Source organism: Roseateles sp. GW821-FHT09G09, assembly GCF_059415965.1.
Genome location: NZ_JBWKOG010000004.1, coordinates 327,795 through 338,770 on the forward strand (window position 1 = coordinate 327,795; position 10,976 = coordinate 338,770).

Sequence of the window (10,976 nt, forward strand, 5' to 3'; positions counted from 1 at the left end):
CGCGGGACAGGTGCTAACTTGCGATGGCGACGCCAACACCGGCGCCGACAGGAGGATCACATGGGAATGCTGTCCGACTTGAAGGTGGGGGTGAGGCTCGGTCTGGGCTTCGCGCTGCTGCTGGTGCTGATGCTCGCCATGGGGGCGTTCTCGGCGACCCGCGTGGCGCAGGTCCAGGACAAGGTCGACGACCTGGCGACCAACTGGTTGCCGAGCACGCGTCTGCTGGGCGCCATCAGCGATTCGATGAACCAGATGCGGCGGGCGGAATTGCAGATGCTCGTCGGCGGCGATGCCAAGGCGGTCGCGGAGGAGGCGGCGCGACTGACCGAACAGTGGCGCGTGCTGCCCGGACTGCTGTCGAGCTACGAGAAGCTCGTCGCCAGCGACAAGGAGCGGCAGGTCTTCGAGGAACTCGGGCGTCAGATCCAGGCCTACCGCTCCATGCAGGAACGCTATGCGGCGGCGCTTGGCGCAGGGCAGCGGGACGAGGCGGTGGCCCTGCTGCGCGGCGACTCTCGCACGGCGTTCCGCGGCGCGACCCAGCGCCAGGCGGACCTCGTGAAGATCAATGCCGACGGCGCCGATCTGGCGCATGAGCATGCGCGCGCCGACTACCGCATCGTGCTGACCGCGATCTGGACCCTGGTCGCCGCCGCGATGGCGCTCGGCGCGCTGGTCGGATGGCTGTTGACGCGGTCGCTCACGCAGCCGTTGCGCGCGGCTTCGGCGACGGCCGACCGCATCGCCGGCGGCGACCTGCGCGACGTCGACATGGCATCGCGTCGGGACGAGCTCGGCGACCTGCTGCGGGCGCTGGGCAAGATGCGCGACGCGCTGCATGCGTCGATGTCGACGGTGCGCGCCAGCGCCGACCAGATCGCCGAGGCCAGCCGCGAGGTCGCGACCGGCAGCTTCGATCTCTCGAGCCGCACCGAGCAGACGGCGTCCAACCTGCAGGAGACCTCGGCGGCGATGCATCAGCTCACCGATGCGGCCCGCCAGAGCGCCAGCAGCGCCGACGAGGCCAGCCGCATCGCGCAGGACGCGGCCGGCGTGGCCAGCCGGGGCGGGGACATGGTGGGCCGTGTCGTCTCGACGATGGCGGGGATCCAGCAGTCGTCGCGGCGCATCGCCGACATCATCGGCGTGATCGACGGCATCGCTTTCCAGACCAACATCCTGGCGCTCAACGCCGCGGTCGAGGCGGCCCGCGCGGGCGAGCAGGGACGCGGTTTCGCCGTGGTGGCGTCGGAGGTGCGCGGCCTGGCGCAGCGCAGCGCCCAGGCGGCGCGCGAGATCAAGACGCTGATCGCCACGTCCGTGGAACAGGTCGAGACCGGGTCGCGTGCCGTCGGCGACGCCGGCACGACCATGACGCAGGTGGTCGACGCGGTGAGGCAGGTCAGCCAGCTGATCCGCGAGATCGCCCAGGCCACCGGCGGGCAGACGCAGAGCCTGTCGGAGGTCAACACGGCGGTGACGCAGCTCGACGGCATGACGCAGCAGAATGCCGCGCTGGTCGAGGAATCGGCCGCCGCGGCCGAGGCGCTCAAGGAGCAGGCCGCGCGGTTGAGCGAGGTGGTGGCGAGGTTCAGATTGGCCAACTGAGGCGGCGCCGACACGCGTGTCGGACGTCGCCTCCGGCGGCGCTCAGGCCGTGAACACCAGCGCGATCTGCTCCGGCTCGCGCATCGCGCGGGTCTTCGTCGACGCCGAGGCGCCAGTCGTCCTCGCGCCGGGCTCGGTCGCCTTCAGGTGATCGACCAGGAAGCGCGCCGTCTCCGGCGAGCGGCGCATCTCGGCCGCCACCACCGATTCCAGTTCCGACGGGCGCAGGTCCATCGCGGCGCACAGCTTCAACAGGCGCGCTTCTGCTTCGAGGTAATGCCGCTCGACCGTCAGCTTGCGCGAGAACAGCCCGATCACCTGGCCGACGCGTAGCAGGTGCACGTCGATCAGCGCGATCTCCTCGGACGCGGACCAGCCGCGCACGATCGCCGAGGCCGTCTTCGGCCCGACGCCGGGCAGCGCCATCAGCCAGTTGCGCACCTCCTGACCCCCTTCGAAATCCGGCGCCGACAGCAGTGCCGGCATCACCGCCGCCAGATGCCTGGCTTTCTGCGCCGCGAAGCGGAAGGCCAGCGCCTTGCCCTCCACCTCCAGCGGCTCGCTGAGCCACGCACCGAGGGTGAGTTCGCACACGCCCGGCTGCACGAAGGCGCCGCGCTCGCGGATGCGTGCGAACGCAGCGAGACCCACGGCGGCCGGGATACCCGGACCGCCGAGCAGCGACGCGCCGACCTCTTCGGCCAGCGATCGGCCCGACGCCGCAGGCCACGTCATGTCCGGATGATCCGGGTGATCCGGGCCGTCGAGGCGATCCAGGCGGCGAGCCAGCGCCTGCTGCATCCAGTAGGCAGGCGTCGGGAACTCTTCGACGGCGCCCCAGCGGACGCCGGTCAGGAGGAGGTGGTGGGGGTCGGGAAGTTCTCTTTGGAGGGAGCCGTGGCGGGAAACGAGGGCAACGATCTGGGTCATGGGAGCAGGGGAACGCCGCCTCTCTGGGCGGCTGGATAGGTGGTGTTCAGCCATTGGGCGAACGCGGCGCGCTCGACCGGATCCATGGCATGGACACGCTCTTGAAGGCGTTCAAGACGCCGCTTGTGGGTCTGGCGCTCGCGGAAGGTCGCTCCGCGGTGCCGGCTGTCGTGAAGCATCTCGGGCGGCTCGAAGTTGAACCACAGCGTCTCGGTGCGCACATCGGTGTGGGTCTTCGCGCGGAAATCCACCGTGCGCCACCCCCGCAGGAGGGCGTCGTACGTCGGATGCGCGTAGCCCGACACGATCACCCGGCACGGCAGCGCCGCGAGCTGTGCCAGCAGCGCCTCGTGGTCCGCCGCGCCGTACTCGTGCCGGTAGATGCGCGTCTGCCGGCGCGTCTCGGGGTGGTAGGGCGGGTCGACGTAGACCAGCTCATCACCCTCGAATACATGTCTCGCGAGGAAATCCTCAGCGCGGCCGTGAACGAGCTCGACACCAGGCAGGGCCAGGTCGCGCCATTGCGCGATGACCCGTTCGTCGGCATCGATGGCGATCGATCGCGCCGCCGGCAGCTTGTGGCGCAGGACCGCACCACCGCCAACATGCGTCTCGATGTACACCCGGTGCGGAGGCATCAGGTTGATGACGTGCTGGTACGTCTTGCCCTTGCCGCCTGGATACTTCATGCGACGGATCATCGTCAGAAGTGACGATGATGTCAAGGCGGGAGGCGGTCGATCGAACGAGCGAAAGCCGGCGGAGCCGGCGCCCCTCTCCGCTCAATCTCCTCCTCGCCGCTCGGAATTCGCTCCGAGGGGCTCCGGCTCCGCCGGCTTCGAATCACCGAGGTCTGCGGGTCGTGCGTGGCCTGCGGAGGTCAGAGCGCGGTCAGCCAGTCGCAGCGCAGGCGGCCCGAGCGGTGCAGTCTCCGGCGGCCGCCGGTGTAGGCCATCGGCAGCAGCCAGGCCATCAGGCACAACGGCAGTGCGATCCACGCCTGGATCAATAACGCGCCCGGAACACCCATGAACCCCAGCATCCAGATCGTCAGGACGATGTTCCACACCGCCAGTTCGACCGGGTGGCGGGCGCTGTGCATCACCATCCAGCGCTTCACCTGGCTGAGCTGCGTGAGAGTCATGGCGGGCTCCTGGACGACGACGGCGGGAGTGGGCGTTGGGATGGGAGGGGCCGGGACGCGGCGGTCGCCGGACGGGTGGAAGTGTAAGTTTGGAGTCAGGGTTTCCCCATCCCACGCTCGTGGAGCCCGAGTGGAACTCCGGGTTATCCCGCCATGCGGCATGGTGGCCGGGTGCCGATCGGCACGGGTCCGGGCCTGTGGGCTCGTGTATGGTTCGCCCCTTCTCAGAAGGTGGACAGGAGTCCCGCGAAAGAAACGAGTGATGTGGGCCGCGCTGGCGTTGTACGCCGCGGCCGGCGCCCAGGCGCATGAAGGCATGTGGATGCCGGAGCAGCTGCCGCTGGTGGCCAAGGACATGAAGGCCCTGGGCCTGAAATTCGATCCGGCGCGGCTGTCGCAGCCGCTGGGGTATCCGATGGGCGCGGTGGTGAGCCTGGGCGGCTGCACGGCGTCGTTCGTGTCGCCGCAGGGCCTGGTGGTGACCAACCATCACTGCGCGTTCGGCAGCATCCAGTACAACTCGACGCCGCAGAAGGACCTGCTGAAGAAGGGCTTCCTGGCCGCGTCGCTGGCCGATGAACTGCCGGCCGCGCCGGGCAGCCGCATCCTGGTCACCGTCGCGCTGACCGACGTCACCGACCAGGTGATCGACAGGAAGACCGCCTCGCTGCAGGGCAAGGCCCGCGTCGACGCGATCGAGGCCAACCAGAAGTCGCTGGTGGCCGCGTGCGAGAAGGACGCCGGCCACCGCTGCTCGGTGGGCGCGTTCTACGGCGGGCTGATGTACCAGCTGACCAAGCAGCTCGAGATCCGCGACGTGCGCCTGGTCCACGCGCCGGCCGAAGGCGTCGGCGTCTTCGGCGGCGACACCGACAACTGGATGTGGCCGCGCCACACCGGCGACTACAGCTTCTACCGCGCCTACGTCGGCGCAGACGGCAAGCCGGCGGACTTCAGCAAGGACAACAAGCCCTTCCAGCCGCAGCAGTTCCTGAAGCTGGCGAGCTCGCCGCTGAACGAGAACGACTTCGTCGCCGTGGCCGGGTACCCGGGTCGCACCAACCGCCATCGTCTGCCGTCGGAAGTCGACTTCGCGTTCTCGTGGGACTTCCCGAACCGCGTGAAGGCGATGGGCGAGCAGCTGGACCTGATCAAGGAGGCGACCGCCGGTCGTCGCGATGCCGAGATCAAGCTGGCCAACACGGTCGCCGGCGTCAACAACTACTACAAGAACTACCAGGGCCAGATGGCCAGCTACGCGGGCGGCGACATCCTCGCGCGCAAGCAGGCGGCCTTCGACCAGATGAAGGCCTGGGTGAACGCCGACGCCAAGCGCCGCGCCGCCTACGGCCCGTCGCTGGTCGAGGTGGAACGCCTGATCGCCGAGCGCCAGGCCATCGTGCGCCGCGAGTTCCTGCTGAGCTACGCGACGCCCGCGCTCGTCAAGAGCGCGAGCGACCTGTACGAGCAGTCGCTGCAGCGCAAGAAGCCGGATGCGGAGCGCAAGGCCGGTTACCAGGATCGCGATCAGTTGCGCCGCAAGCAGGCGGTGGAGACGCTGGACCGCCGCTTCGACGAGGTCACCGAGAAGAAGGTGGTGAGCCACTTCCTGACGCAATACCTGGCCCTGCCGGCCGACCAGCTCAACGCCGCGTTCCTGAACGCGCTGGGCGTGCGGGCGGGCATGGATGCGGCCGCCGTGACGGCACGTGTCGATGCGTTGTACGCGGGCACGAAGCTGACCGACAAGGCCGAGCGCAGCGCGTGGCTGTCGCGTGATGCCGCCGCCTTCGAGTCCAGCACCGACACGCTGGTCCAGGCCGCCGTGGCGCTGCATGCCGACGAGGAAGCGCGCGAGAACCGCGACAAGGAACTGGCCGGCAAGACGCAGCAGGCCTACGCCGCGACGATGCAGGCCGAGATCGACTTCAAGGCCAGCCGCGGCCAGCCGGTCTATCCGGACGCGAACGGCACGCTGCGCGTGGCCTTCGGCCAGGTGAAGGGCCGCACGCCGGGCGTGGACGGCACGACCTGGACGGCGTTCACGACGCTGCGCGGCATCGTGGCCAAGCACACCGGCACGGGCGAGTTCGACGCGCCCGCCGAACAGCTGGCCGCGATCAAGGCGCGCCAGTTCGACAAGTACGGCGTGAAGGCGCTGGACTCGGTGCCGGTGAACTTCCTGGCGACGCTGGACACGACGGGCGGCAACTCGGGCTCGCCGGTGCTGAACGGCAACGGCGAACTGGTCGGCCTGCTGTTCGACGGCACGCTGGACGCGGTGATCTCGGACTGGGACTTCAACGACAACATGAACCGCAGCATCTGCCTGGATGCGCGCTACATGCTGTGGCAGATGAAGGTCGTCGACAAGGCGGACCGCCTGCTGAAGGAAATGAACGCGCTGTGATGGCGCGTTCCCCCCGGCCGCTCGGCTGAGCGATCCGGGCGATGGATCCGATGAACGCCCCGCTTGGCGCCCCGCCTGTGCGGGGCGTTTTCATTTCAGGCGCGTCCTGCAGCCGACTTCCGCCAGCGAGGCTGGCCTGCATCAAGTGGCGGGAGTGATGAAACCTTGCGTACAGCTGCATGAATGTGGGATGGGCTCACTCATTGTTGTCGGTCATGACACGCAGAGTGGTGTCTAGCAGCAATGGTTCGTATATCGGAGCGCTTGGAGACTGGGCGTCCCTTTTTCGAACGATGAACCATGACTCACACCCCTCAAGCGCCCAACCCGCAAGCCGTCCCATCGACATCGAACGACATCGTCGCCTCCGGCGTCGGGCGACAGGTGCGGCGTGCTGTGAAACCCGATGCGGATGAGGAGGTCGTGCTCGGGACTTCCGTGGATCTTCCTGCGGAGGACACCGCGTCGAGCGCCGACACAGTGGTCGCTGACGCATCGACGCCATCGATGGAGCGAACTGTTGTCGGCGCGGGCGCCGGCTTGGATGTCGCTGCGTCCGCCGACGGCGGAGCGCCGAGTCTTTCCCTGATGTCCGTTGGTCTGGGCGCCTTGACGTTGGCCGGTGCGGCAGCGGCGGGCGGTCATGGAACCACCCATTCGGGGGCACCCATCGTCACGCCGACGCCGACGCCGACCCCGACCCCGACCCCGACCCCGACCCCGACCCCGTCCACGAGCACAGGCAACGATGCGATCAACGGCAATGGGTCAGTGACGATCGACGGGCTCTTGCCGGGCGCGGGCTGGCAGTTCTCGACGGACGGCGGTCAGCACTGGAAACCTGGCACCGGCAACTCGATTCCGGGAGATCAACTCGCGGAAGGCAAGAACACGATCACGATCGTGCAGATTGACAAAGACGGCACACGCAGTGAGCCGGCGGTGATCGACGTGGTGAAGGACACGCAGGTCGCTCAACCGAGCATCGACACGAGTACCGGCACCGGTGCGATCAACACCAGCGGCTCGGTGAGCGTCGGCGGCATCGAAGCCGGCGGCAAGTGGGACTACAGCCTGGACGGTGGCCAGACCTGGACGCAAGGCAGCGGCAACTCGATCGCGGGCAGCGCGCTCAGCGAAGGTACGAATCACGTCACCGTGCGGCAGACCGACGCCGCAGGCAACCAGTCGACGTCGACCGTCGACGTGGTGAAAGACTCGCAGGTCGCTCAAGCCACCATCGGCACCAGTACCAGCACCGGTGCGATCAACAACAGCGGCTCGGTGAACGTTGGCGGTATCGAGGCCGGCGGCAAGTGGGACTACAGCCTGGACGGTGGCCAGACCTGGACGCAAGGCAGCGGCAACTCGATCGCGGGCGACGCGCTGAGCGAAGGCACGAACCACGTCACCGTGCGGCAGACCGATGCCGCAGGCAACCAGTCGACGAAGACGGTCGATGTTGAGAAGGACTCGGCCGCGACTCCGCCGAACGTCAATACGAGCACCGACACCGGCGCGATCAACAACAGCGGTTCGGTGAACGTCGGCGGTATCGAGGCCGGCGGCAAGTGGGACTACAGCCTGGACGGTGGCCAGACCTGGACGCAAGGCAGCGGCAACTCGATCGCGGGCGACGCGCTGAGCGAAGGCACGAACCACGTCACCGTGCGGCAGACCGATGCCGCAGGCAACCAGTCGACGAAGACGGTCGATGTTGAGAAGGACTCGGCCGCGACTCCGCCGAACGTCAATACGAGCACCGACACCGGCGCGATCAACAACAGCGGTTCGGTGAACGTCGGCGGTATCGAAGCCGGCGGTAAGTGGGACTACAGCCTGGACGACGGCAAGACCTGGACGCCGGGCAGCGGTTCGTCCATCCCTGGCAGCGCGTTGAACGAAGGGACGAATCACGTCACCGTGCGACAGACCGATGCCGCGGGCAACGAATCGACGAAGACGGTCGATGTCGTGAAGGACACTGCCGCGCCTCAACCGAGCATCGGTACCAGTACCAGCACCGGTGCGATCAACAACAGCGGTTCGGTGAACGTCGGCGGCATCGAAGCTGGCGGTAAGTGGGACTACAGCCTGGACGGTGGCCAGACCTGGACGCAGGGCAGCGGCAGCTCGATCTCGGGTAATGCACTGAGCGAAGGATCGAATCACGTCACCGTCCGGCAGACCGATGCGGCAGGCAACCAGTCGACGTCGACCGTCGACGTGGTGAAAGACACGCAGGTCGCTCAAGCCGCCATCGACACGAGCACCGGCACCGGCGCGATCAACAATGGCGGTTCGGTGAACGTCGGCGGTATCGAGGCCGGCGGCAAGTGGGACTACAGCCTGGACGCTGGCCAGACCTGGACGCAAGGCACTGGCAACTCGATCTCGGGCAACGTGCTGAGCGAAGGAACGAACCACGTCACCGTTCGGCAGACCGATGCGGCAGGCAACCAGTCGACCAAGACCGTCGACGTGGTCAAGGACACGCAGGTCGCTCAAGCCGCCATCGACACGAGTACCGGCACCGGCGCGATCAACAACAGCGGCTCGGTGAACGTCGGCGGCATTGAGGCCGGCGGCAAGTGGGACTACAGCCTGGACGGAGGCCAGACCTGGACGCAAGGCAGCGGCAACTCGATCTCGGGTAGCGCGCTGAGCGAAGGCACCAATCACGTCACCGTCCGGCAGACCGATGCGGCAGGCAACCAGTCGACGTCGACCGTCGACGTGGTGAAAGACACGCAGGTCGCTCAAGCCGCCATTGACACGAGCACCGGCACCGGCGCGATCAACAACAGCGGCTCGGTGAACGTCGGCGGCATCGAAGCTGGCGGCAAGTGGGACTACAGCCTGGACGGAGGCCAGACCTGGACGCAAGGCAGCGGCAACTCGATCTCGGTTAATGCACTGAGCGAAGGAACGAATCACGTCACCGTCCGGCAGACCGATGCGGCAGGCAACCAGTCGACCAAGACCGTTGACGTGGTCAAGGACACGCAGGTCGCCCAAGCCGCCATTGACACGAGCACCGGCACCGGCGCGATCAACAACAGCGGTTCGGTGAACGTCGGCGGCATCGAAGCTGGCGGCAAGTGGGATTACAGCCTGGACGGTGGCCAGACCTGGACGCAAGGCAGCGGCAACTCGATCTCGGGTAGCGCGCTGAGCGAAGGCACGAACCACGTCACCGTCCGGCAGACCGATGCGACAGGCAACCAGTCGACAAACACTGTCGACGTGGTGAAAGACACGCAGATCGCTCCTGCCGCAATCGGCACAAGCACCGGCACGGGTGCCATCAACCACACCGGTTGGGTGACCGTCGGCAACATCGAGCCTGGCGGCAAGTGGGAGTACAGCCTCGATGGTGAGAGCTGGAACGAGGGGGTAGGTTCGAGCATCAATGCCGCCGCCTGGCCTGAGGGTACGTATCACGTGACCGTCCGCCAGACGGATGCCGCAGGCAACCAATCGACGGCGACCGCGGATGTGGTGAAGGACGCGCATGTCTGGACCCCAACCGTCCAGACAAGTACGGGCGCAGGCGCTATCAGCGCCAGCGGCTCGGTGACGGTCGGCAACATCGAGTCGGGCGCAACGTGGCATTACAGCCTGGATGATGGCCAGACCTGGACCCAAGGTAACGGCTCGTCCATCGCGGCCGGCGCGCTGAGCGAGGGCGTGAACCACGTCACCGTCCGTCAGACCGACGCTGCGGGAAATGTCGCCAGCGTCATGATCGACGTGACCAAGGATTCGATCGCGCAGAACCCGACGGTGACGACCTCCTCAGGCGGATCGATCAATGGCACCGGGTCCGTCGTCGTCGGTGGCATCGAGACCGGTGCCAAGTGGGACTACAGCTTGGACAGCGGTCAGACCTGGACGCAAGGCACTGGCAACTCGATCTCGGGCGGCGCGCTGAGCGAAGGCACGAATCACGTCACCGTCCGGCAGACCGATGCGGCAGGCAACCAGTCGACGTCGACCGTCGACGTGGTGAAAGACACGCAGGTCGCTCAAGCCGCCATCGACACGGGCACCGGCACCGGTGCGATCAACAACAGCGGCTCGGTGAACGTTGGCGGCATCGAAGCCGGCGGCAAGTGGGACTACAGCCTGGACGGCGGCCAGACCTGGACGCAAGGCAGCGGCAGCTCGATCTCGGGCGGCGCGCTGAGCGAAGGCACGAACCACGTCACCGTCCGGCAGACCGATGCGGCAGGCAACCAGTCGACGAAGACCGTCGACGTGGTCAAGGACACGCAGGTCGCCCAAGCCGCCATTGACACGAGCACCGGCACCGGTGTGATCAACAACAGCGGCTCGGTGAACGTCGGCGGCATCGAAGCTGGCGGCAAGTGGGACTACAGCCTGGATGGCGGTCAGACCTGGACGCAAGGCTCGGGCAGCTCGATCTCGGGTAACGCGCTGAACGAGGGGACGAACCACGTGACGGTCCGTCAGACCGACGCTGCGGGCAACCAGTCGACGAAGACGGTCGACGTGGTGAAGGACACGCAGGTCGCTCAAGCCACAGTCGGTACGAGTACCGGCACCGGTGCGATCAACAACAGCGGCTCGGTGAACGTCGGCGGCATCGAAGCTGGCGGCAAGTGGGACTACAGCCTGGATGGAGGTCAGACCTGGACGCAAGGCTCGGGCAGCTCGATCTCGGGTAACGCGCTGAACGAGGGCACGAACCACGTCACCATTCAACAGACCGATGCTGCGGGTAATCAGTCGACGAACACGGTCGACGTGGTGAAGGATACGCAGGTCGCTCAAGCCACCGTCGGTACGAGTACCGGCACCGGTGCGATCAACAACAGCGGCTCGGTGAACGTCGGCGGCATCGAAGCTGGCGGCAAG

6 protein-coding genes are annotated in these 10,976 nt (G+C 67.2%); 3 read left to right on the top strand and 3 right to left on the bottom strand.

Annotation, left to right across the window (positions count from 1 at the left end; translation table 11 throughout):
• Positions 1-60: 60 nt before the first annotated feature.
• Positions 61-1,611 (top strand): methyl-accepting chemotaxis protein, encoded by a 1,551-nt coding sequence (locus AC07O8_RS12955; RefSeq protein WP_495048410.1) that lies wholly within the window; start codon positions 61-63, stop codon positions 1,609-1,611.
• A 42-nt stretch (positions 1,612-1,653) separates the two neighbouring features.
• On the opposite strand, the gene AC07O8_RS12960 is transcribed toward AC07O8_RS12955, so the two are convergent.
• From AC07O8_RS12960 to AC07O8_RS12970, 3 genes are all read right to left on the bottom strand, one after another.
• A complete protein-coding gene (locus AC07O8_RS12960) occupies positions 1,654-2,541 on the bottom strand; it encodes an 8-oxoguanine DNA glycosylase (RefSeq protein ID WP_495048411.1) in 888 nt (295 codons plus the stop codon).
• A complete protein-coding gene (locus tag AC07O8_RS12965; RefSeq protein WP_495048412.1) occupies positions 2,538-3,230 on the bottom strand; it encodes a DNA adenine methylase in 693 nt (230 codons plus the stop codon). The genes AC07O8_RS12960 and AC07O8_RS12965 overlap by 4 nt, the downstream gene beginning before the upstream one ends.
• Before the next feature lie 191 nt (positions 3,231-3,421).
• Complete coding sequence (locus AC07O8_RS12970) at positions 3,422-3,685, bottom strand: hypothetical protein (RefSeq protein ID WP_431102492.1); 264 nt, start codon at positions 3,683-3,685, stop codon at positions 3,422-3,424.
• Positions 3,686-3,947: 262 nt separating this feature from the next.
• On the opposite strand from AC07O8_RS12970, the gene AC07O8_RS12975 reads away from it, so the two are divergent.
• Positions 3,948-6,095 carry a S46 family peptidase gene (locus AC07O8_RS12975; RefSeq protein ID WP_495048413.1) on the top strand — a complete coding sequence of 716 codons (2,148 nt, stop codon included), beginning with the start codon at positions 3,948-3,950 and terminating at the stop codon, positions 6,093-6,095.
• A 300-nt stretch (positions 6,096-6,395) separates the two neighbouring features.
• Positions 6,396-10,976: beta strand repeat-containing protein (locus AC07O8_RS12980; RefSeq protein WP_495048414.1), on the top strand; the 4,581-nt coding region annotated here is incomplete at its 3' end.

Bases quoted from the DNA above. Each gene is read 5' to 3' on its own strand.
- AC07O8_RS12955 (WP_495048410.1), top strand. From the start codon at position 61: ATGGGAATGCTGTCCGACTTGAAGGTGGGGGTGAGGCTCGGTCTGGGC.
- AC07O8_RS12960 (WP_495048411.1), bottom strand. From the start codon at position 2,541: ATGACCCAGATCGTTGCCCTCGTTTCCCGCCACGGCTCCCTCCAAAGA.
- AC07O8_RS12965 (WP_495048412.1), bottom strand. From the start codon at position 3,230: ATGAAGTATCCAGGCGGCAAGGGCAAGACGTACCAGCACGTCATCAAC.
- AC07O8_RS12970 (WP_431102492.1), bottom strand. From the start codon at position 3,685: ATGACTCTCACGCAGCTCAGCCAGGTGAAGCGCTGGATGGTGATGCAC.
- AC07O8_RS12975 (WP_495048413.1), top strand. From the start codon at position 3,948: ATGTGGGCCGCGCTGGCGTTGTACGCCGCGGCCGGCGCCCAGGCGCAT.